Origin of the sequence: Paenibacillus monticola (assembly GCF_009664975.1) — a bacterium.
In the GTDB taxonomy this organism is placed as follows: domain Bacteria; phylum Bacillota; class Bacilli; order Paenibacillales; family Paenibacillaceae; genus Paenibacillus_AQ; species Paenibacillus_AQ monticola.
In genome coordinates this window covers 949,600-974,489 of the sequence record NZ_WJXB01000001.1, presented here as the reverse complement: position 1 = coordinate 974,489, position 24,890 = coordinate 949,600, and the positions used below count along the sequence as shown (strand labels likewise).

The 24,890-nt window shown below is 47.1% G+C and carries 12 protein-coding genes; 3 read left to right on the top strand and 9 right to left on the bottom strand.

The window, feature by feature from the left end:
• Window positions 1-134 precede the first annotated feature (134 nt).
• Window positions 135-3,038, bottom strand: a complete 2,904-nt coding sequence (locus GJB61_RS04075; RefSeq protein WP_154117149.1) for an S-layer homology domain-containing protein — start codon at window positions 3,036-3,038, stop codon at window positions 135-137.
• 191 nt (window positions 3,039-3,229) lie between these two features.
• Between GJB61_RS04075 and GJB61_RS04070 the strand changes: the two genes are divergently transcribed.
• Window positions 3,230-3,520 (top strand): hypothetical protein, encoded by a 291-nt coding sequence (locus GJB61_RS04070; RefSeq protein WP_154117148.1) that lies wholly within the window; start codon window positions 3,230-3,232, stop codon window positions 3,518-3,520.
• A 143-nt stretch (window positions 3,521-3,663) separates the two neighbouring features.
• Here GJB61_RS04070 and GJB61_RS04065 read toward each other — a convergent pair whose 3' ends face one another.
• The 3 genes from GJB61_RS04065 to GJB61_RS04055 all read right to left on the bottom strand — a co-directional run bounded on the left by GJB61_RS04065 (window position 3,664) and on the right by GJB61_RS04055 (window position 13,455).
• Window positions 3,664-8,100 carry an S-layer homology domain-containing protein gene (locus tag GJB61_RS04065; protein WP_195724229.1) on the bottom strand — a complete coding sequence of 1,479 codons (4,437 nt, stop codon included), beginning with the start codon at window positions 8,098-8,100 and terminating at the stop codon, window positions 3,664-3,666.
• Between the two features lie 354 nt (window positions 8,101-8,454).
• A complete protein-coding gene (locus tag GJB61_RS04060) occupies window positions 8,455-12,405 on the bottom strand; it encodes a glycoside hydrolase family 10 protein (protein ID WP_154117146.1) in 3,951 nt (1,316 codons plus the stop codon).
• Window positions 12,406-12,747: 342 nt separating this feature from the next.
• Complete coding sequence (locus GJB61_RS04055; RefSeq protein ID WP_154117145.1) at window positions 12,748-13,455, bottom strand: DNA alkylation repair protein; 708 nt, start codon at window positions 13,453-13,455, stop codon at window positions 12,748-12,750.
• A gap of 144 nt (window positions 13,456-13,599) precedes the next feature.
• Here GJB61_RS04055 and GJB61_RS04050 point away from each other — a divergent pair, with 144 nt between their 5' ends.
• Both GJB61_RS04050 and GJB61_RS04045 read left to right on the top strand, forming a co-directional pair.
• A complete protein-coding gene (locus tag GJB61_RS04050; RefSeq protein WP_154117144.1) occupies window positions 13,600-13,920 on the top strand; it encodes a hypothetical protein in 321 nt (106 codons plus the stop codon).
• A 279-nt stretch (window positions 13,921-14,199) separates the two neighbouring features.
• The gene (locus tag GJB61_RS04045; RefSeq protein ID WP_154117143.1) at window positions 14,200-16,077 is read left to right on the top strand and encodes an ATP-dependent DNA helicase; all 1,878 of its coding nucleotides are present in this window, start codon (window positions 14,200-14,202) and stop codon (window positions 16,075-16,077) included.
• 128 nt (window positions 16,078-16,205) lie between these two features.
• On the opposite strand, the gene GJB61_RS04040 is transcribed toward GJB61_RS04045, so the two are convergent.
• The 5 genes from GJB61_RS04040 to GJB61_RS04020 all read right to left on the bottom strand — a co-directional run bounded on the left by GJB61_RS04040 (window position 16,206) and on the right by GJB61_RS04020 (window position 24,879).
• Window positions 16,206-20,006: a GH32 C-terminal domain-containing protein gene (locus GJB61_RS04040; protein ID WP_154117142.1), complete on the bottom strand. Its 3,801-nt coding sequence runs from the start codon at window positions 20,004-20,006 to the stop codon at window positions 16,206-16,208.
• Window positions 20,007-20,100: 94 nt separating this feature from the next.
• Window positions 20,101-20,991 carry an ROK family protein gene (locus tag GJB61_RS04035; RefSeq protein ID WP_154117141.1) on the bottom strand — a complete coding sequence of 297 codons (891 nt, stop codon included), beginning with the start codon at window positions 20,989-20,991 and terminating at the stop codon, window positions 20,101-20,103.
• Window positions 20,992-20,996: 5 nt separating this feature from the next.
• Complete coding sequence (locus tag GJB61_RS04030; RefSeq protein WP_154117140.1) at window positions 20,997-22,493, bottom strand: glycoside hydrolase family 32 protein; 1,497 nt, start codon at window positions 22,491-22,493, stop codon at window positions 20,997-20,999.
• Window positions 22,494-23,019: 526 nt separating this feature from the next.
• Window positions 23,020-23,859, bottom strand: a complete 840-nt coding sequence (locus GJB61_RS04025) for a carbohydrate ABC transporter permease (protein WP_154117139.1) — start codon at window positions 23,857-23,859, stop codon at window positions 23,020-23,022.
• Window positions 23,860-23,943: 84 nt separating this feature from the next.
• Entirely contained in the window at window positions 23,944-24,879 is a 936-nt protein-coding gene (locus GJB61_RS04020; RefSeq protein ID WP_154117138.1) for a carbohydrate ABC transporter permease, read from the bottom strand.
• Window positions 24,880-24,890 lie beyond the last annotated feature (11 nt).

The window sequence follows — 24,890 nt, the reverse complement described above, 5'->3', positions numbered from 1 at the left end:
GAAGAATAAGCTAAGTATAACCTACGCCAATGATAGCAAAATGACAGAAAAGTTCCCTTATTTTGAAAAAAATTAAACAAAAAAATGCCTTTTAGATAAATCTACCTAAAAGGCATTTCTCTGACTCTGACGAGTTACAAAGGAATGTTACCTATCGGGTTGTCATTTATTTTAGCAACCAAAGCGGCAATTTTACCTGATGTATTCAATTCACCGTTTGCTGCGCCCACAATAGCATTCATATATGCCCCAAAATTCTCATTCGTTGCTGTATTTAATCCTGTAGCTATGTTAATAGTATCTACAAAGTTTATATCCTCACCATCATAGGCTTCAATCGTCGCAATAGCATTGGCTTGTGCTTCTGTTTCTCTATAAACATGAACCGTGTAGATATCATAATACCCTCCATTTTCCGGGTTTACGTAAACTTGAACCTCATTATTTCCTTCTGCGAGGTCCTTAATCCCCAATTCATAATTCAAATGAATGCTCGCTTTAGGATTCATCGTTGTTGCGGTTACTGTCGTGCTTGTTACACTAAATGGAACGCTTGCTGTGTAAGAATGTAGATCTGGAGAAAAAATGGGGACTAAGGTTATACCGCTTAAATTCAAGGCACTTAGTCTTTTATCTGCTTTATTGTTTATACTCGCTACAAAGGCAGCAATTTTACCCGACGTATCTAATGCTCCATCGTCAGCAGTCAGCACAGCATTCGAATAAACATAAAAGTTAGCATTTATAGCTGTATCTAAACCAGTGGCTGTGTTTAGAACATCTACAAAGTTTATATCTTCACCATCATAGGCTTCAATTGTCGCAATAGCATTGGCTTGTGCTTCTGTTTCTCTATAAACAGAAACCGTATAGCTATCATAATATTCTCCACTTTCTGGAGTTACATAGACTTGAATATTATTACTTCCTTCATCGAGAGCTTTAATTCCCAGATCCCCCTCACCAATGCTTCCTTTCACATGTTGCGTTGTTGCTGATACGGTTGTGCTGTCCACGTTAAATGGAACACTTGCTGTGTAAACATATTGATCTGCAGTAAAGGTTGGACTGAAGGTGATTCCACTTAATGCCAAGGCGCTTAATCTACTGTCTTGACTAGTAAGTACAAACGGTGCAATAACTTTCGCTCCGCTTGCCGGAACGATACCAATCTCTGATTCAACATCAGACAATAGAAAATCATTTTGCCCGATATAGACACTTATTGAATTAATAGCTGGAACATCGTAGAAATAAAAGGAGCCGTCAGCTGCAGTATTTGTATTAACCTCATACTCGGGGTTATTGGAATGATTATCGAATAAATACACTTTAAGATTCACTATGGGGTTCCCACTAGTGTCTTGTACATGTCCACTCACGATATTATGGTACAAATAAGTAATCGAAACTTCCGTTGTAGTATTTTCACTAACAGTATGATTAGCTGGAGTAATGGTTAAATCCATATATCCTTCTTTTTCAAACTTCAGATAAAAATCTCCAACAGGGACATTAGCTATAGAATACATACCGTTACTCCCTGATTCTACGGTACTAATTAAAGAACCGCTATTCTGAATACCAGAGTACACACTAATGGTAACACCAATGATTCGCTCCGCCTGCGAAATACTGTAAACAGATCCCGTAACGGTTCCCATTTGCACTATAGGAGCTGGTGGCTCGGTAGTTGGAGGTGCTGTGGGTACAGGAGTTGCTGTTGGCACAGGTGTTGCTGTTGGCACAGTGACCGGAGCTGTTATTGCCACTGAGGTTGGAGCTGGTGTAGGAGTAGCGGCTCCAACGATTGTTACGGTAGTAGGTTTTGTTTCAAAAGTTGTTTTTGAGTTTTGGCCTAGTTCTGCAGTAGTGATCGTTCCTTTTCCAGTTACTGTTGTGTCTGTATCTGATGTGAGCTTACTAATCGTTGTGCCCTCAGGCAGCTCTAGAATCGCATTATCCCCAAGAATAACCACGTTGTCGAATGTACCTTTTAAGGCTACATTGGATCCAGCCGGCAGATCTTTATTCAGGGTTATATCGCCGAAGCCCCTCCCTGTTGTACCGTCTTCTTGAATTACTGCAGGTGATGATACATCAACTTGAGCAACCGTTGTGGAACCCTCTGCAACTACACGCACAGGTCCTGTAGCAGACTTAATGATAACTTTTGACAATATAGAATTTTTAAAATGAAGACTGTTGACGCCCCCGCCATTTACAGTAGTGTCGCCCTTTACAGTCACGTTATCTAAAGATGCATCTCCGCTGCCAATTCCAGCTGCGAATAAGAGTTTGCCGTTGATCACCATGTTTTGTAAGGTGACGCCAGCTACATTTATAGCAACATCGCCGTTAATGGTTTCGCTCCCTGTAACAGGGCCGTAAGTACCTGCTGTGTTGTATGCTGTAACTTTTGCCCCAACCGCACGGTCCAAGGTTACTACCGCTTCTGCACGTGTAATAGATTGGCTAGGTTTGAAGCTATTGTCTTCTGCATAGCCTTTCAGAATTCCTTTAGTCACCGCAGCATCCACGGATTTTTTAGCCCATAAGGCAATGGTGTTTGAGTCGTTAAAAGCACTCGCTGTGCTCACAGTATCAGAAAGTCCCAGAAGACGATCCACGATCACTGCTGCCTCTTGTCTGCTAATGGGTTTGCTTGCACCCACTGTGCCATCTGCATAACCCGTTATATAACCTGCTTTTAAGGCTATGGCAACTTCGTGATATGCCCAGTTTCCTGATGATACATCGCTAAACGAAATCACTGCCTGTTCTGTGAATCCAAAAGACCGATTAATCAAAGCCATAAATTCTGCTCGAGTAATTTGGTTTCCCGGTTTAAAACTTCCATCTTCATACCCTTTAATAAGTCCTTTATCCATCCATGCAGAAATTTGAGCTTCCGCCCAATATCCCTTAATATCCGATGCCTCCGTTTTCGATGCGCCAAACGCTACACCGAACGATGAAAAAAGCAGGCACGAAATGATCATAGTAGATACTAACTTCTTGATTAGCTTGTTTGTCATGGTATGCCTCCTAAATATTTTTGCTTGTCCACAAAAATAACTCTACAGTAGGCCAATGACGGCAAAATGACAAACTTCTACAAAAGCCTGTGTCCAGTCCGAAATAACGCCCATTTCTCGCATAAAAGAAAGGCATGTAGTAGAATAATATCTGAGCTATACAATATAAGTAGAAGTAAGAGGTGTCCAAAATGGCTATTAGTTTCACTAAATCTGTCTTAGGCCGGTTAAATCAAGAAATCGCTGATCTTGAAGCGAAAATGTTGGAACAAAAGAAAAAAACAGACAAAGCTCTACTTAAAATACGCCAAATAGAAAAAGACTGTAAACTAAGCTCTTCCCCGAGTGATTTAAGCAGTAAAATGAGTCGTATCAGCAAATTAAAAGAGGACATTAAAAAGTTCAACCAACTTCAACGTGAGTTATCCAAAGAATTGGATAAAAAGAAGTTTACTCTTGCTCAGTTGCCGCCAACGGAATAACCCACCAGCTTCAGTAAATATCTGAAGGTCATCGAACCCTAAAGCAGCATGCCAATTGGCATGCTGCTTTGTTCATTTTCACCGCTTCACCTTATAAAACTCATGCACCCATGTCGAATAACCCTGGAAGTAATACCGATATATTAAATTAGTTCGGACTCTTGCAAAAGTCTCTGCACGATGGTTGCGGCCTCCGCCTTTAAAATGTGAGCTTTGGGGGCAAGGTGTGTATTGTTTCTACCTGCAACGATTCCTGCTTGCAAGCAGTCGGCTATACTGTTCTTTGCCCACTCCGATGCAATGCTCGCATCTACGAATGGACTCAGCAGTTCTTCTGCTTCTTTGGTCTGAAGACTTACTCCAATACCCGTTATTCCCATTGCTTTCGCAACGATTGTCATTGCTTGCTCCCGCGTGATTTTGTCCATCGGACGGAAAGTACCATCTTCAAATCCGCTGATCAGATTATATTCATAGGCGGTTTGAATTGCTCCACTGTACCAATCTACTGACTTCACATCCGCAAATGAACTTGAACTATTCGCCAGTTTCAGTCCTAATCCTCGAACGAGAATGGCTGCAAACTCCGCTCGCGTAATTTCTTGATTAGGGTCGAATCTGTCAACACCGCTGCCACTAATGACCATCCGTGATCCCATATCGTTCACTACATCCTTCGCCCAGTGCTGCGCGACATCTTCAAATTCCAAAGGGTGCCATATGATAACATACGTACTGTTCGTTAAGCTGTTCACTTCAACAAAATATTTACCGTCTATTTTAATGACTTTGGTCGGCACATGACGTACAGTTCCGTCTGGATCAAGAACAACTGCTGTTGTGATTTTACCCGGGTCCACATTATCCGGGATTACCATCTTTCTCTCTACGTAAGCGTTGAACTTAGATACATCAATCGTTGTTTCCCCGAAAATGGCTTTCACTCCAAAGTTGAGCGGCGAAGCAACAACCGTTACTTTCTCTTTAGCTGCCATGGTGTTCACAGCCGCCATCGTATCCGTGTTCGGTTTAGAAATCTCTATCTGTATCTTGATATCCTGAAGCTGTGCTCCCTTACCCAGTTGTTCCAGAATTGCAGTAATATTTATTTGCTTAGCAGGCAAGGTATAGGTGGCATCCAGCGTTTTAATTTCAAAAACAGCCTGCTTTTGTTCCATGTTCTTGACCAACTGGCCATCAAGTTCTGCAATTGCGACATCAGAATTATTATTTATCATAATCGTAATCACTGCCTGACTTTCTGCCCCAAGCTCGTCCTCCAGCTTCTTCGAATCAATGGAAACCGTAGTGACTGTTTGCTCCTTCACTTTGGTCGTTATTTCCGTGCTGAAATTTTCAAGTTTGCCATTGACCAACACTTGACCGATTGTTGAATTTCCAGCTGGCGTTGGTGTACTGCTGTTATTGGTGGTAGTGGTGGTAGTGGTGGATGTTGATCTCGGTGTTACCGTGTTGGAAACTGCCGAAACTGCGCTACCTCCTGTATTATTTATAGCTTTCACCGTAAATGTATAGGCTGTTCCATTTGAAAGCCCCATTACCGTAATCGGGCTTGACGTTCCCATTACCGTAATATTTCCCGGTGAAGAGGTAACCTCATAAGCGGTAATGGTGCTCGCTCCATCGCCAACAGGAAGATTAAAAATAATGGTGGCTTGTTCATTCCCTGCTATGGCGATCACATCCGTTGGTGGAAGGACGATGGACGTAACGATTGTAATTGTATTGGTAGACTTCGCAGATATATTGCCTGCTGCATCTGCCGAAATCACTCTGTACGTTCCGTTCACTAACCCCACTGTACTTATTGACGTTGCTGTATTTGCCGATACGCCTGATGTTTTTTTTGCTATGCCTCTCATTACCGCATCCTCAGCTGCACTCACTGTTGTAATATTTGCACCGTCAAGTACAAGATACAGTGTGCCTGCTTCTGTACTTTGCGCAGTTGTTACATCTGTCGTATTAGGAATTACGGCGGAAGTTACACTTGCTACCGGCGCCGTTACATCCGGCGCTGCGCTCGTGGTGAATGGGATTGCCTGCACGGTGGAGGTATTGCCCGCCGCGTCTTTCACAATCGCATACGCCTTATAGTCGGTCAAGGCGGTTAAGCCCGTTGCGTTAGCTGTGTTCGCTGCGGCCACGGCTGATGCGGTTCCTTTCGCAACAGCCGTTCCCTGAGCTGCAACGGTGAACGCATTTGGCGCGGCGTCCCCTGCTGCATACACCATATAGTAGTAGGTTCCGGCTTCATCCGAGGTGAAGTTTAGCGTCGCCGCCGTATGTGTTATTGCACTGCTACTGGCTGCGCTTAGCACGGGCGCCGTTATATCTGGCGCAGCACTTGTGGTGAACGGGATTGCCTGCACGGCGGAGGTATTGCCCGCCGCGTCTTTGACCATCACATACGCCTTATAGTCAGTTAAGGCGGTTAAGCCCGTTGCGTTAGCTGTGTTTGCTGCGGCCACGGCTGATGCGGTTCCTTTCGCAGCAGCACTTCCCTGAGCTGCAACGGTAACCGCATTTGGCGCGGCGTCCTCGGCTGCATACACCAGATAGTAGTAGATTCCGGCTTCATCCGAGGTGAAGTTTAGCATCGCCGTCGTATGTGTTATTGCACTGCTACTGGCTGCGCTTAGCACGGGCGCCGTTATATCTGGCGCAGCACTTGTGGTGAACGGGATTGCCTGCACGGCGGAGGTATTGCCCGCCGCGTCTTTGACCATCACATACGCCTTATAGTCAGTTAAGGCGGTTAAGCCCGTTGCGTTAGCTGTGTTTGCTGCGGCCACGGCTGATGCGGTTCCTTTCGCAGCAGCACTTCCCTGAGCTGCAACGGTAACCGCATTTGGCGCGGCGTCCTCGGCTGCATACACCAGATAGTAGTAGATTCCGGCTTCATCCGAGGTGAAGTTTAGCATCGCCGTCGTATGTGTTATTGCACTGCTACTGGCTGCGCTTAGCACGGGCGCCGTTATATCTGGCGCAGCACTTGTGGTGAACGGGATTGCCTGCACGGTGGAGGTATTGCCCGCCGCGTCTTTGACCATGACATACGCCTTATAGTCAGTTAAGGCGGTTAAGCCCGTTGCGTTAGCTGTGTTTGCTGCGGCCACGGCTGATGCGGTTCCTTTCGCAACAGCACTTCCCTGAGCTGCAACGGTGACCGCATTTGGCGCGACGTCCCCTGCTGCATACACCAGATAGTAGTAGGTTCCGGCTTCATCCGAGGTGAAGTTCAACGTCGCTGTCGTATGTGTTATTGCACTGGCACTGGATGCGCTTAGCACCGGCGCTGTTACATCCGGCACTGCGCTTGTGGTGAACGGGATTGCCTGCACGGCGGAGGTATTGCCCGCCGCGTCTTTGACAATCACATACGCCTTATAGTCGGTCAAAGCAGTTAATCCCGTTGCGATAGCGGTGTTCATTGCGGCCACGGCTGATGCGGTACCTTTTGCAACAGCACTTCCCTGGGCTGCAACGGTGACCGCATTTGGCGCGACGTCCCCTGCTGCATACACCAGATAGTAGTAGGTTCCGGCTTCATCCGAGGTGAAGTTCAACGTCGCTGTCGTATGTGTTATTGCACTGGCACTGGATGCGCTTAGCACCGGCGCTGTTACATCCGGCACTGCGCTTGTGGTGAACGGGATTGCCTGCACGGCGGAGGTATTGCCCGCCGCGTCTTTGACAATCACATACGCCTTATAGTCGGTCAAAGCAGTTAATCCCGTTGCGATAGCGGTGTTCATTGCGGCCACGGCTGATGCGGTACCTTTTGCAACAGCACTTCCCTGGGCTGCAACGGTGACCGCATTTGGCGCGGCGTCCCCTGCTGCATACACCATATAGTAGTAGGTTCCGGCTTCATCCGAGGTGAAGTTCAGCGTCGCTGTCGTATGTGTTATTGCACTGCTACTGGTTGCGCTTAGCACCGGCGCTATCGTATCATTAACTCCGATATTAGAAACCGTAATATTCTCGAAATTTAGGTCGGTCTGTGCACTCGTAGAATACTTAGATGTGATTGTAATTGAGGCAACATTATCAATGTTGAATGGAACCCCTGAGTTCAGCAAAGTACTTATTTGAGTAATCGCAGTTGTAAGTAGATAGGGGCTGCTGGTAAGAGATTTCACTGATCCAATTTGAGCGCCACTGGAATCTTTTAGAACAACGTCAAATACTTCAAGAGTACGTGAAGAATTATACGAACTAATCCCCAAATCCTTAAAGGTGAATTGCCTATTTACCGTCCCACCTTCAGCTTTTATTACAGTAGTTGCAGAACCTCCAAGAACTGAATTCGTAGAATAAAGTTGCGTCCCGCTAACATCTATTGCATTGCTCACCCCCCATTTATCACCTAATTTCCTGAAACCTGCACCATTACTATCTGTACTGCCTAATACCCCGCCAAAGTCGTAGGTGCCGTCACCGGTACCGCTAGATATTGCGTATACATGCGTAATGTTTACACCAAGACCAGTTGCAAAAATAAAAAACAACCAAATTAAAGACAGTAGGGCGCATTTATTGACAACTCTCCACATAACATCAACCTCCAAAAATAATATAATCATAATAAAAGCGAAGAGAGTGGTCTTTTAAAATTGTAAAATAAGTCCTTAAGTAGATATTCACGAATTACAACGCACACCAAACTGACACAATGCGATATGATATAAATCACTATACTATATTTTGGATAGACAAATCTCTTGTGTCGTAAAAATTTGTTGCAAGATCGGCGAAGGTCTAACTATTGCCACCATCTCAGCTCAAATTGAAGGTTTGTTAGAAACAACCAAAAAACACCCCTTCCCTTCCACAGGGGGAAGATAAGGAGTGCAGCTTGGTAACTACTTTTTTAAATTCCTATCAAATGCCTTTTTTCTCGGAAATGGCTACAGATTCCAGATGCGGTACAAGATGACTGCCGCCTCAGCACGGGTGAGAGTATCGTTCGGCGCAATCTTGCCGAGCTTACCATTGACGACTCCCGACTTGACCAGAAACAATGCGCTGTCTTTTGCGTAGTTGGAAATGCTAGACGCATCAGGATAAGCGCCTAAAGATCCACTGGCTTCTATTTGCTTGCCTGCTGCCGCTAGTGCGCGTGTAGTCAGCACCATCATATCTTGACGAGAAATATTACTGTTAGGCTTGAACAAGTTATCTGCGAAACCAACGGCAATTCCCAGGTCCTTTGCGATGACAAGCTCATCATAGTAATAATCTGTTTTCTGAACATCGCTGAACAGAACTTCATTGTTGCCTATACCTTGCAGATCAAGCGCCTTTACAAGAAGTGAAATAAAATCTGCTCTCTTGATAGAAGTTGCAGGAGAGAAGCTGTTCTCGGCCGTTCCTAGGATGATATTGCGTGCTGCCATTGCGTCAATGGCTTCTTGAGCCCAAGGAACGTTCTGCAGGTCGCCAAAGGTCTTGAGTACATGGGCTACAGCAAAGGTGCTGAAGTGAGTCGTTTGGAATACAACGGTTCCGGTTGCCGCATCATATCGACCGTTCGGAATCGGTGTTATGTTGCCTTTGCCATCGATATACCACACAACGATAAGATCAGGATTGCTGCTAAGCTCTTCTGCTGTCGGTGTGTAAGGAATGGCTACCGTGACAGATGCATTAGGGTTATTCCATGCAATGACTTTGTCGCCTGCTACTACATTCAGATCGATAACCGGATGGTTGCCGATCCGTTCGCGGGTGGTTGCATCCAAGCTGTCCGTAGAAGTTTTGCCCACACGGATGGACACTTGCTCAGTGTTCACTGTCACGTTAGACAGCATGTTGCTTGGAATTTCAATTTCCGCGTTTTCTGTCTTCATTATAAGTACGAAGTTTTCTTGGCCTTTCAAGCTTTGAGTCGGTAATTGCACTTCGTAAGATTTCGCGTCTGCATGCTTTGGTACTTCGATTACGATTTGTTTCTTGCCATTTGCCGCTGGAGTGGCTTGCTCAAGCGCTTTTTTCAAGTTATCGTTGGAAATCGTGCCTTTCGCGCGTCCGTTGTCGATTGTCACTTCAGGCTTAATCGTAACAACGCCGTCCTTGATCTCAACGTTTCCAGTCTGCGGGTTAGATCCGTTAACGGTGTTGGTGCTGATCGAAGATGTTGTTGAACTGCCAGGTTTACCAGTGAGGGTAAGCACACCATAAACGGATGTGTCCATATATCCATTGCCGGTCATATCGTTCCAAGCTGCGACACTTTGACGTGAGCCATCTTTAGCGTCATTGATCTGTACATCAAAACCGAGTTTTGTGGCGTTAGCCGGAGTTACCCCGTTAAGTGGAATCTTCACTTCAACCCTATAGTTTGTTCCAGAAATCTGGGTTGCCGATTCGAAGCCAGTTGCAATACTTACCGGATTGAATGTAGTCTCGTTGTCAAAGTTGATTCTGTATTGTCCGTCATCACCTTGATAGAACGTTGTTTTTGCATTGTTTGGGTCCACGAAGATTTCGACAGAATCCTGTTCATATGCGTTTACACTACTTTTGTTCAGCTGCGTATCCTTAACCTGGATCAAAAGATAAAGATTTTGATCATCCCAAAGCGCTTTTGCTACACCATTCGCACCTTGCCAAGCCATCTGATAGCGATTAATGGACATTTCAGTCGCTTGGCTCCAAACCTCATCAATAATCCCGTCTACTACAGGCGTAGCAAATTTAGCGGTTGACTGATTTGCGTTTACAGCCTCAATCGTATGCTCTGCTATAAATTTATCTGGGTCAATTACACCGTAATAAGCGGGTTTGGCCTGTAGGTTACTATCAAACAACAATGGATTTTGAGAGGCCCTCCAGCTCGTAGAGTCATTCTGCCCCCAAAAAGTTACGCGAGAGATATTTGCCGCGTGAGCCTTGAAGATATTCATCAATTGCGCATATAAATAGCCCTGAGCATTTGCTTGTGTCTCGGAAATCTGAGAGTTGCTTCCAGCCGTAAGGTCAAGCTCGGATATACTTACTTCCACGCCTAAGGAAATAAACTTCTCCAAGGACAGTTTAACATTCTCCGGGTTCGTGTTTATATTGTAGTGCCCCTGCATGCCTACACCGTCGATGAGGAGTTTGCCAGGGTGTGTAAGTGCATACTTATCATTGATTTCTTTGACCATACTGTAGATAGCCTGCGCTTTATTCTGATTGTCTTCGTTATAGTCGTTGTAATATAGCTTAATATTCCAATCAGGATGCGCGTCCAGTTCTTCTCTTGCCGCCAAGAACGCCTGCTCTACGTAGTCTGTTCCGATGGCACTTGCCCAAGGGGTTTGTCGCAGCGCCGCTTTCCAATCCGCCGGGTTAGACGGGTTATCATTCATCGCTTCGTTGACAACGTCCCATGAGATTACTTTGTCACCGAAATGTTCCATGACAGTTGTGATATGGGTCCGCAAATTCTCAAGCGCTTCCTCCCGTCCCAAGGGGATCGTGTTGTTATCTGCGTCTGTTGTTGTATTCATCCATGCAGGCGATTGCTGATGCCATGCCAGTACATGTCCATGCATCTGCATTCCCTCAGCCAGCACTTTATTTACAAGCGCATCTGCTGCAGTGAACGTGAAGATACCTTTCGATGGCTGCAACGCATCCGGCTTCATGGCGTTGCCTGCCGTAGCCACATTGTGATGCATCTTCAGAAGGTCAAGTCTGACGCCTTCGAGATCCTCCGCAGATATCGCGTTTCCGATCAGGAAATCGTTCTGATATGCCTCTTTAATCGGAGTTAGATCTTTCTGTATAGCGATGGTGCCTGAGCCTGTATTTTCAAAGCTAATATCGTCAATATAGAAAGATGCTGTTGCGCTAGAGCTTTCAACATAGAGGGTCAAATATTCGTCGCTTACAGAGGTATAACGGTAGGTTCCTTGTAACTGAACCCATTCATCGGTGGTGCTGATTGTCTTTGAAGCAAGGGTATTATAACTTGCACTAGTATTACCAACCTGCGTGGAGAGCTTGAGTTCTGAGCTCGTGGGCGAGATCAGCTTCACCCAAGCCGAAACTTTATATTCCTGGCCCTTATCAACATATTTCTCCACACGGAAGGACGGCCCATGCCATGTATCTGTTCTGCCTTCTACCTTCAAAGCATAAGCACCATCAACGGTATGATTCGCTTCATTGGAGACGGTCAGCGTTTCAGTACTTGCCCTGCCTTCAAATCCGCCTGCCGTTTGATCTTCAAAAGTTATTGTGGTAAAAGGTAACGCCGGGTCCCTAGCCGGCTCTGGTGTTGGCGTTGGCTCTACCGTATCCACTTTCTCGGTGATCAATATATCACCGATGTAGAACGGAACAGTTCCTCCGTCAACGTTAGATTGAACGCGCAGCTTCGTATCTTTGCTCGTATCCACGATAAATTCATTAGTCAAGGTGATCGCTTTGCCGGCTTCATAATTCCCGCTTTTCAAAAGAGCATAGCTGCCTATCATTTGAAGATACGCTTGTGCGCCACTAGGCACAGTCACATCAGCGTCAACATACACGGATGCGGTTACCGTGTATGTTTTTCCGTTCTCCAGGCCTATGTCGCTGAATACGAAATCGGCCGCGTCATAGTCAACTGCTCTGTTGCTTACATATAATGCTGCGCCATCAGCATTGCCGGCAAAAACTTTATCGGCCACAGGTGTCAGGCTAGCACTGCCAGATTGCATTGCTACACCTTTGCCACTCGCAAAGGTTTCGTGATAAACCGTTACCGTATCTGAGGGTACTGTCGTATCTTGCGCCTTAACTTCCGCAACCGGAGCGAGCCAGCCTATCGGAATAAGCAAAGCGGCTGCGAGTAAGATGGAGATAACCTGTTTGAGCATTCTACTCATTTGTTGCATTCCTCCTCGAATAATTTTTGGAATTAGAAAAATCCCTAATGAAGCTTTCTCCTAAGAATTATTCACCCCCCATTGTAAACGCTTACATATATGTTTACACCATTTTACATCTCCGCTACTATCCGTTGCCATACTCATACTAAAGGTGTTACCCCCCATAATTATAGGAGAAACGCTATTCACCTGAAGTGATCCCCATTCTGTTCGACTTCCAGTTGCTTTTTTTCTGCTTCTGCTCCAAGAAGAAATATATAAAAGAACCAGCAGCCTTATTGGGCGACCGCTGGTTCTTCATTTCCGAGCTATCGCTCCGGAATGGAATTTTGTCACCTCTCAACATCTTACATGCTTGCGTTTAAAACCAACCCGCCCTTTGTCGACTGCTTTTTGAATATTTTCATAAGCGTGAATAAAATTGCTTTTTGCCTTATCCTTATTGACTTCTACCGGGCCTACCGTCCTTGCGATCTCACACGCCTTATCATGAAGAGGTCGATAGGATGTCGCAACTGTGTATAAAAAGTTGTTCATTGCGTATTTGGTGCGTTCTGGAGAATCATGAATCGTATTTTTTACGATCTCAAGCATACCGGCAATTTTGCTTTCAGCAAATTCTCCGTCTGGCCGGCTGCCGAGCAGCCAGCAGTAACAACTCCAACCCGCTGACATCCTCAGCTCTTCACCGCTTGCAATCCATTTATCAGCAACTGCTTGGGCAATATCCGCTTCTGCCAGAGTTACTGCAACTACATAATCGGACAGCATAAAAAAATAAGCCGCATCCATCCACCTTTCATAATCCGCTTCTGTCATTGCATTGGGGTCGGCAATAATGCCGGCAAAATACATGGCGTCGTAGTTCCCTGTCGCGTAAAGCTGCTCAGCCAGCGGCTGATTTATTTTAGTTTTCTTAAAGATAGGCTTCATTGCGCCTGTAGCCACGCCAAAAAGCGGTTCCTGCGCGCCATTCGAGCTGTATATTTTCTTGGTTCGTTCCTTGCCGAGCACTTCAAGCTCCTGCATAACCATCTCTACATTCATATTTAACACTTCCTTTTTCCAAAGTAATCTTCTAAAGTTATCTTAGATCGTACCGGATAATGAAAGTGTACTGTATGCGATTCCCTGTCGCAAGCTGAGTATGCCTTTAGACTGAGAAATCCTCATCAAGGAGGTTATAAACGAATGAAGCATCCCATTCGCAGCAAAAGTTTATTCTTAATCTTTTTGATACTCCTTATGGGAATATACTTTATATTCTTTGGGCTTCCGTGGAAGTCCATAGCTTTAAAAAAGCAATTCGAAGTCTATTTAGAAGATAAATATCAAATCGATTTCAAGCTTAACAAGATGGAGTTTGATTTTATTCATCGAACTTATAATTCTCATGCATACCCAGTGAGTGATCCCACCCTCTATTTTTATGTAGGGCAAGATATTGAAACCAAGAAAATTCATGATCTCTATAAATATGAACTTGAGAGACGAAATACCGGAAGAAGGTAGCTTTACATTTGACCGAAAAATTATTAAGGCATTATATTATGTCTGACACTTGACTGTTAGGGTAGCATGGCAGATAATTACAACCTCACCCAAAAAACTGGGATAAGAAGACAATTGATTTAAAAAGGGGCGGTCGTTATTAGCTGGTTAAGTGATCTCTATAAATTACAGAAGCGGGGGCTAAAAAAGGACATCGAACCCTCCTTAGTCAATGCCATCTTCCAGAGTTATGATAGATTTCCTAGGATTGGACTTAAAGAGCGGCTCGGCCAGCAGGATATGTCTCTGGATATCGCTGATGCTTACATCCATGGCCGTAACGCGATGATTGAAGCGGGAGTCGGTATCGGCAAGTCTTTTGCCTACCTCATTCCCGGCCTGCTCATTAACCGTATCTCACAGCGGCCGGTCATTATTGCCACATCCTCCATCCAACTTTCAGAACAGATCCATAAAGATCTGAGATTCATCGGAAGCCGGTTGGGATTTACAACGGTTCGCTCTGTAGTCGGTAAAGGCATGGGGCAGTATGCGTGTCGGAACAGGGCAGCCGACCTGTTCAAGCCTGAGGATTCCAGCTCCCCTCTGTCAACGCTTGTCGAGCGTATTTTGAATTATGAAATTGATGAGCGTGCAGATATTAAGGGTGGAATTAGTGATGCTGTATGGTCTAACGTTTGTGTGAACGATTGTAAATTCGAGCAATGCCATTATAAAAGCACATGTACGTTCTACGAGATGAGAGCGAAAATTAATGCCAGCATTGGCGATATGGATTTCATTATCGTAAACCAGGATCTGCTTATCCGTGACCTAATTAAGAAGAAAGAAGGAACAAAGGGCTTAATCACGGAACGGCCGGCTCTGATCGTAATTGATGAAGCGCATAATCTGGAAGCAAAGGTTAGAGATGCAAGAACGATTGAATTTACTTCCCGGGGAACCTGCCGTATTCTGGATGACGCCTTACAGATTCTTCTCAAGCAATCCGCAGATACGAACCTTATGCCGCAATTCAAATTTGTGAAAAGATGTGTTGGCCATATTTTCAAACAGGTAGAGGCGGATTTGCTGCACACAGCCAAGCAGGACAATGACCGGATAAAAGTGTCGGAAATCACAGGAGTTCCGTTAACACGGGGAGCGCAGATTTTAAAAGAGTTCAGTCTCAGCCTCTCCATCTTAACTTCCCGGCGTGAACGGGAGATCGACAACGCTTTTGAAGCTATTAATGGACTTATTGACCTCTTTAATGTGTTTGCTGGAGTGGAGAACAACTATCTGATCTGGGCAAGCAATACCCGGGGGGAGAGCACCGTTAGTATCTGTCCCAAAGGCATAAGCCAGTTTCTAAAATACGCCTTATTTAACGGAAAGACATCTGTGATCTTAACCTCAGCAACCCTGTGCCAAAGCGGAGAAACGCTGGAGGAACAATACGCTTATCTGACTGAGTCCCTCGGTTACAGGGGAGATTATATGGAACGCCAGGCTTCACCGTTTGATTATGACAACCACACCATGATGTATATTGCCAAGGACGTACCTTACTATAACCATAAGAACCGGGAAGCTTATCTTGAAGCGGCTTACAAGGAAATGCTGAGACTCTGTAATTTAACGGACGGGCGGACACTGGTCCTCTTTTCGGCTAAGGAGGATATGAAGTACGTTCATGCGAAGTTAAACTCCGAGAAGCTTGCATGGGCGCTGCATGTTCAAAGAGAAGGATCGTCACAGGACGGGGTGATCGCTGAATTCCGGGGTAGTAAAGGCGTCCTTCTGAGTACCGGTGTATTCTGGGAAGGCGTAAATATCGAAGGTTCCGATTTGTCGCAATTAATCATTTTCCGTCTGCCGTTCCCTGTCCCATCCGATCCTGTCTATGAATATAAGGCATCTTTGGCAGAGAATCCCTTGAAAGAGGTTTTTGTACCGGACATGCTGCTTCGGTTAAGACAAGGAACCGGGCGTCTGATCCGCAGTGAAACGGACCTGGGAGTACTCAGCATACTCGATTCCCGTCTGTCCGCTGCAGCACGCAAGAATTACCGGGATAAGGTTCTGGAAGCTTTACCCTTTAAAAAAGTTACCGAGGATTTCAGGGTTCTGGAGAAGTTTGTACAAGACAAAGGGATAACACTTAGGGACAATTAGCAACTCATCCGCAGACAAGTCGCTTTCTAGACATTTTATAGTTTTCGGATACCACTGTGTGATTCTGGACTTACAGCTTCATCAGTACCCGCTTCTCAATCCGCGACACAACTACAGGTGAACTCTATTTAGAACATTATGTGCCATTGTTGACGGGTTTCACCGATCTGAGGGGGTTCTAACGTGAGGCTCTTTCCATCCTCGGAGACCGCCATTGCCATATGATTATGAGCAGACAAGATGACGGCCGATCCGTCCTCGTTCTTTGAGATGATCCAGCGCTGGTTATTGTAACCCAGATAAGTATACAGCTGAATTTTATTGTTTCCGGTGTCCAGATCAAGGGTCTGACCGGAAACGGTACGTATGGAGAAGGAACCAGCTTCATCTCCCGTCGGCACAAACGTCCACTCCTGATCTGATGCTTCCTCGGCATCCCGGACCGTCACGGGTTCACCGTCCGCCGGGTTTGCCGTGTATAAGGATTTCCGCGCCGCTTCGTTCACCACGCTTGATGTCATCAGGTTCGCCGGTGCTGCCCCGCTCACATTTACGTTCTGATACGAAGCAGATCCCCCGAATACATGCAGTCCGAAATGGCCTGCCGTAAAGGTTCCGTCCCGCACATCCATGATTTGCTGTCCTCCCAGGTAGACAACAATATGAGGTCCGTCCGCTTGCACCTTTAAGCTATACGTCCGGTCAGGCTGAATGAAGGCCGGAACCTTCGCCAGAACCTGCCGTTCTTCAAAACGCCCATCGATTTTGTAGAACAGGCGGACCGAATTCATATTCGGGTCCAGATTGAGGTAATAACCACTGCGTCCGTCCGCACTTGCACGGAACAGGAGGGAGCCCGCTCCTCCGGACTTACCGAGTTTCATCTCAGCTTCATAAGTGAAATCTCCTGCCTGCTCCCCGGCAATATAATTCGCATCACCGGCGTATTTCCCGCAGATGCCGTCTTCACCTATCAGCCAGGAAGCCATGGTCAGATCTTTGGTCCAGCCGCTGAGGTTGGTGCGGAGTGTTCCGCCAAAGGCTTGCACATGTAAACTTGCAGATGCCTTTCCATTCGGAGTGGATACCGAAATGACAGACCCCCCTGCATTTACTGCCTCAATCGCCGCCTGGAAATCGCCTGCCGCCTTTATTCGTATGACCTCCGGGTTACTGGACTTCCATATCAGCGGCTCTGTACCATTGCCGGGTCCATTTTCCAGGGCCGCCAGCAGCTTTTCGCTTTGCCCTACACCCAGTTCACGGTCACTGGTATCCATGACAATGCGGGTGGAGAGATCCGCCTCAGGATTCCATACCGATCCCAGTTTATTTACTTTCAAGGATACAACCTTCACATTGCCGTCCTTGGTATAGAAACTCATTCCCCGGCTGGCCGGGTCCGGGAAAATAGCAACCGAGAATACGGACTTCCCACCATTTACAAACACCTCTACCGAAGATTCATCTACTAGAATGCGCAGCTTGATTCGGCCGTTCTCCGTTAACGCCTGCGTTTCATGTCTGGTACTGAACAGGCTGGAGAAATCCGTCACTCCGGAAAGGGAACGGTCCACAAACACGGTGCTCACATTCGGCTTGTAGCCCACAATCGTCTTCTGAGCTGCACCTTCACGCACGCTCAATCCAAATTCTGATACGCTGCTTCCGGCGGGAATTTCCACCTCGGCTTCGATTTCGTAGGCACCGGAAGTAATGTCTTTCAACAGATTTTGCGAAGAAGGACTGACATTCTTGTTAGACGCAGAATAAAGTCCGCTGCGCAGAGATTCCAGCTCTATGATCGGACTCTGGGCAAGCCGGAGGCCATCATTGGTCTTGACCAAGGTAACTTCTCTAGGAACCGTCAATTCCCCCTTCCAGCCTACTGTCGGAAAGGCAAACGGATAATCCCAGTTCGACATCCAGGCCAGCATCACCCGGCGTCCATCCTGCATGTCAGAGAAGGACATGGAGGCATAGAATTCCTTGCCAAAATCAGTTCTCAGTACAGTTCCGGCCGGGTTATCGTTCACGAACTTCCCTTCAGCCGTCAGACTCCCCACAAAATATTCCGCATCCGAACCGCCCGTTGCCGGATTCGCTCCTGTACTAATCATGAGTACCCATTTCTTCTCCGAGGTTCCCTGTACCGTAAGCGGGAACAAGTCAGGACATTCCCACACACCGCCGCGGACATAATCGCCATAACCCCAGTTATCAGTCAACTTCCAGTCGAGCAAATTTGTTGAGGTGAAAAAACGGATATGATCGCCGCCCGATACTACCATGACCCAGCGGTTATTCCCCTCATCACGCACTACCTTGGGATCACGGAAATCCCAGCCTCCGGGCTCCTCTCCGTTCTTCCCGGGGTTCTCAATGACAATAGGACGATCTTCGGCATATTCCCATGTACGACCCTGATCCTTGCTGTAAGCCAGACCAATCTGCTGGTTGCCGTTAGGGGCATCCGGATTATAGGAGGTATAGTAGGCGAGAAGCCCTTGGCCGCCCGAATCCGCGAACAGACCTGAGGCATTGTTCAAATCCGCTACAGCAGATCCGGACCAAACATGCCCGTAATCATTCCAGTGGAGGGCGATCGGGAGGCGCTTCCAATTCAGCATATCTTTGCTGACTGCGTGAGCCCATGTGCCACCATCCTGATGGAAGAGATGATATTCGCCTGCAAAATAGACCAGTCCGTTCGGATCACTGACAGAACCGCTCATTGGGGTGTAATGATATTTCGGTCGATATTTTTCATTATTATAGCTGGTAGCATCTGTGACATAGGTGTTCTGAAAATAGGCGGTCCCACTGTTTACTACAAGCCCCGCGTTCCCGGACCCGTAGGAACTATCCGTAACGTCGATAGCCGCCGGAGTATATCCATCCACAAAAATCTGAATTTTTTTCCCCTTCGCCTGTATCTCAACCGCATGTTTTGCCCCCGCTTGACTCGGATAAGTACGTGCCGAGCTTGCGATCACCGTGCCGTCTGCTTTGGTTAAACGGACACGGATCTGATTCCCCTCCTTCACCAGCGAAGCTTCATATCCACTCATTCCGTCGGCAGAGGACCGGAAGGCCAGGCCGGCAACCGCATTGGCAGGAAATGAAATCTGCCCTTCATACACCAGATCAGCAGCCGGCTTGTTATAGATCAGCAACGCCTTGCTCTGATGGATAGAGGTCCCTTTTTTGCCGCTGAGATCAGGCTGCCACTGGCCTTTGCTTGCCAGTACTGTCTCCAGATTGCCTTTCAGATCGCTTACAATTATGTTTTGGAACAACGCGGCTCCATCCCAGATGTGGAGCCCGAGCCGTCCGGAGAGATAGGCACTATCTTGGGTATCAATCACAGGCTTGTATTGATTTCCCCAATATACTTTTAGTGAGGAACCCTGTGTCTTCACCTTAAGATGATAGATTTCGCCCTGGACCAAAGGAACCTCGCGCTCCTCGTTTAGTCTGCCTTCGCTGTTGTTAGCATCTCTTAAGCGGATCAACCCGGCCTGTGGTAAGATTTGCAGCATATAGGCTTGCTGCCCATCCTCATTGGAACGGAAGAGCAGCGTAGCATCAGGCTCTCCCTCCTTCATCATTACGTCAGCTTCATAGATAAAATCATCCGCAGTAGTCTCGGATAAAGCCAGCACATTTTCATGCAGGTCCGATGTCAGCAGAAGTCCTTCCGCTGTGTTCTCCAGCCTTCCTTTTCCGGCTGTGCGCCATCCCGTCAGGTTACTATTCAAATTGGTAGCGTTTCCAGAAATATTCCCTTCCTCTATCCCTTTGCCGGATGTCTGATCTGCCGCTGCAGCCCAACCTGTCTCAGGATTAACTATTGTCATCCCTGTTGATGTCATTATGATTCCTGCCACCAGCAGAATGTTTAGTGCAAATTTCGCTTTCCGGTTCATCCTTTACCCTCTTTTCCTGTAAATTAGAAGTCCCCTTTTGAAGAGTAAGGCCGGCTTGTTACGTATGCATAACTGGCCGGCCTTGCTTGTTGTTTTATATAGTAGAAATTTGATTGCTCATTGCAGTAAGTCCCAAGGCCAAAGCGCCGCATAATCCCGCCTGCTGGCCAAGACCCGGAGCTGTAATGTACTCATCCATGTGATTCTGAATAGTACTTGAGCTGACATAGCCGTTCAGGTTCTGGCGTACGGCCTCCCGAATCAGCGGATATAGCTGCGGTTGCTGCATCACACCGCCGCCGAGAATTATTTTGTGCGGGGAGAGAAGTAAAATAGCTTGTGTTATGGACTGGGCAATGTAAAAAGCCTCCATCTCCCATGCCTTGTGCTCTGCCGGAAGCTCATGGCCCTTCTTCCCCCAGCGGGCTTCAATGGCGGGACCTGCCGCCATTCCTTCGAGGCAGTCCCCATGATAAGGACAAACACCGGAAAAATCATCTTCCGGATGGCGCCTCGTAAGCACATGCCCGCCCTCAGGATGTACAAGACCATGGACTAATCTGCCTTCCGCATATACGCCGACGCCGATACCCGTTCCTACGGTAATGTACAAGCAATTGGACAAGCCCTGTGCAGCCCCCCATTTCACCTCACCATATACAGCTGCGTTAACATCCGTATCCCAGCCGAACGGAACGGAAAAAACTTGCTTCAAAGTTCCGAGCAGATCATAATTCGCCCATCCAGGCTTAGGCGTTGTCGTAACGTAACCGTAAGTTGGGCTATCTAGGCGGATATCAATCGGCCCAAATGATCCAATTCCGATGGCTTCTGCCCCTTTGTCTTGAAAATAATCAATTACTTGGGGCATCGTCAGATCCGGATGCCTGGTCGGGAAGCTGATCTGATCCTCAATCCGCCCGCTCTCATCCCCGATCCCGCATATAAATTTCGTTCCACCTGCTTCAATGGCTCCTATACGCATCTAAGTTACACCTCCTGCTTACCGGTTCTGCCGGATGCGGCAGATGAAACCAGATCATAGATTTTCAGCGAAAGGAACAAGTCTTCTTCAAGTTCTACAAATGCAGTTAGAGCACCGGATTCAGGCTCGGGGAATATAAGATCCGTAAGAACTGCCTGACCGCCGTTGCCGAACACCTCAACTGAGGAACGATCCACATAAATACACAGATCATAGGTCGCAGCCTGTGCCGTAAGCTTCGCGGAATGAAGTCCAGGGAACAGCTTGTGAAAGTCAATCTTCCCGGAAGCGGAACGGTCCACATACATCTCTTCCGTCTGACCGTTAATCCCGACAACAGTTTGCTGTTTGGCACCTGCTTTTACTCGGAAGCCGGCAGATGTACCGCGCGCGAACTCCGCCTCAATGACATAAGCATCCAATTGAAGACTGGCGCAGGCCGCATTAACCTCTTGTACCGAAGCATTTGTAAGGGACAGGACCGGGATACGCACCGCTTCCAGCTCTCTTGCAGGCTTCTGAATGAGCGTAACCACCCCGTTTCTTGATTCCAGCGCAAGCTCCCGGGGAATCGTCATCGCCCCGCGGAACCCTTCCGCCGGAGTCTGGTCAGCATACATCCAGTTACTCATCCAGCCGATAAACAGCCGTCTTCCGTCTTCTTCGGGAAGATCGGACCAGCTTACGCCAGCATAATTATCTCTTCCGTAGTCCAGCCAGCGGATGCTCCGGGATTCTTCGTCAGGAGTGAATACCGCTCCGTCGAAGCAGCCTGTGAAATACTGCGTTCTTGAGCCTTCCTCAAATGCCAGATCTGCACCGATACTCACGAGCATCACCCATTTGATATTATCCTTATCGCCATCCACAGCTAGCGGAAACAGGTCCGGACACTCCCATACCCCGTCATGCGAGCCGATGCCCCCGCCGAATTCGCTGGCAAAGGTCCAGCGGATCAGATCAGGAGAATGGTATAAACACACCGTCTGGCCACAGGCAACAATCATGACCCACCGGCTCTGTTCTTTATCCCAGAATACCTTGGGATCACGAAAATCAATGAAGGTCTCATGCCGAAGCACCGGATTTCCAGCGTATTTCGTCCAGGTTCTGCCATTGTCTTTACTGTAGGCTAGACTTTGGCACTGAATAGCAGGTTGTCCTTCCGGCATATTCAGATGATGCGTAAAGATCGCTACCAGTCCCGGCTTATCCTCAAAAAATCCCGTCGTATTCTTCCAGTCGACAACGGCACTTCCCGAGAAAATCATGCCCAGTTCATCCGGCACCAGCGCAATCGGCAGCTCTTCCCAAGCCACCAGATCCCTGCTCACCGCATGACCCCAATGCATCTCTCCCATGGTCATTCCGTCCGGGTGATGCTGGAAGAACAAATGATATTCCCCCTCGAAATATACCAGCCCATTCGGATCGTTCATCCACATTTCTTGGGGCGAAAAATGATAAGCACCCCGATAGTTTTGTTTTGTGATCACTGACATTATGATTTCTCCTTTTCTCCTGGATAAGCTGAACTTTATATATATATTATTTTTGCGTCGCTCTGTCGTAGCCGCCCTGTTTGATCTTCAGCCATTCCTGCAGGCCCAGGCGGTCGAGTTCGTCAATCGAGTGCCGCTGTGGTATCTACAAGTATTTACTAAATAGGAGCCCATACTACCAGATAGAGTCCGGGTTGCATAATAAGTCCCTTCTGCTCCTCTCGTGATAAGCAGCAACGCGATAGCTTCCCGAAATCCGAAACCGCTACTTGCAACTGATGAGGCATAGAAGCCATAAACTTGCAATCATTTCCATTGCTTGGATGCTGTTAGCAGTTATCTATCACATCTAGAAGAACAAAGAGCCCTATCACCCCGAATTGTTGACAAGCCGCTGTTCGTCCTTGGAGTTTATCGGTCTTGATAATGGCTTATTTGACAAACGTTCTCTCTCATACTTGCTTAGCCTAGGGATTTTCAGACCTACTTTTTGTTATAAAATCAGATCAGTGGAATGGCTGCAGCATTACCCTTTCACACCGGACATCGTAATGCCCTGGATGTAATAGCGCTGAAGGAACAGAAACAGGATCAGGATCGGAACTGTGGAAATGGTACTTGCGGCAAGAATCTTAGACCAATCTGTTCCTTCCACCGAAGAGAAAGCGGCAATGGCTACCTGGATCATCTGTTTCTTTTCATCATTGATAACGATCAGTGGCCACAGATATGAATCCCAGTTGCCAAGAAAGGTCATCAGCGCAAGGGTGATCATCGGTGGGACAGCCGCAGGCAAAACAATACGAGAAAAGGTTCGCGGCATCGAGGCTCCGTCGATTTTGGCCGCCTCCAGAATCTCATCTGGAATTTCCGCGAAGAACTGCCGCAGCAGAAAGATTCCGAACACAGACAGCATCGAAGGAATCACCAGCGCCTTATAGGAGTTAAGCCAGCCGAAATAATTCATCAGCAGATAGTTCGGGACCAGCGTTACTTCACCGGGAATAATCATCGCCGACATGAACAGTGCGAAGACCATCGCTTTCCCACGGAAACGCAGCTTGGCAAAAGCAAACGCCGACATCGAATTCACTAGCAGCACCAGCAAGGTTACAATCCCTGCAACAAACAGTGTATTAGTGATATAGCGGAGAAAAGGGTTGCGCTCATTGAAGATAACCTCTTTGAAGTTAGCCAGCGTTGGCCGGACAGGAACGAACAAATGAAAATTCAGGCTGGAGGAGTACTTGAACAATTCCTCATAAGGGCGCAGTGAACCCGAGATCATCCAGAGGATCGGGATAATTGAAATGACAGCCAAGACGGTCATAACCGTATACTTGGCAATGCTTGCAAAGCGGTTCATGTGGATTCCTCCTAGTAGTTTTACGAAACAGCCGCTTCCTTAAAATTCTCCTGCAGCAAAATTGACTACAGAAAAGCGTCTCCATTAATATTCCGCATTCCGGAACAGTCTCATTTGCACGAGCGAGATGGCGAGAACAATCGCGAACAGAATAAAGGCGGCAGCGGTAGCGTAGCCCATCTGCATCTGCTGGAAGGCCATTTTATAAATATAATAGACTGCGGTTTCTGTAGCCCCGTTGGGTCCTCCACTGGTCAATACAAAAACGAGGCCGGACAGCTTAATTGCATCAATTGTCGTCATAATCACAACGAAGGCGGTGGTACGGTTCAGCAAAGGAAGCGTAATGCGGAAGAACTGCTGCATTTTTGTAGCACCGTCTACCCGGGCCGCCTCGTACAAATCTTGCGGAATGTTGTTCAGTCCGGCCAGGAAGATAATCATGAAAAAGCCTACGCCTTTCCATATTCCCAGCATGATCACGCCGTTCATCGCCGTATCCGGGTTGGATAGGAAATTGGTAGTGGGCAGATGAAACGTCTTCAGCACATTGTTCAGAATCCCGAATTCCTTGTTGTAGATCAGTTTGAACACAGTTGCGGCCACTGCCGTAGAAATGACAACCGGAATGAAATAGAGTGTGCGGAACAGACCAGTGAGCTTGAACTTTTTCTGGATTAACAGTGCCAACCCCAGTGAAATCCCAGTCTGAATCGGAATAACTATGATAGCAAAATGAAACGAGTGCCTGAGACTGGCCAGGAAATCCCTGTCCGTTACCAGAGTCTTGTAATTGTCCAACCCGATAAAGCTGCGGGTCGATCCCACCAGGTTATAATTCTGAAAGCTGATCACAAAGGCTTGCAGCATCGGATAGAACACAAAGATGAGCAGCAAAGCAAAAGAAGGAAGCACGAACCACCAGGCGGTCATTTCTTCTCCCCGCAGATACCGGTGGGGCTTTTTGCTCGATGGGGCAGTTTTGGAGGCAGACTCAGCTGCCGATGTTACGCTTGTCATGATCTTTTCAC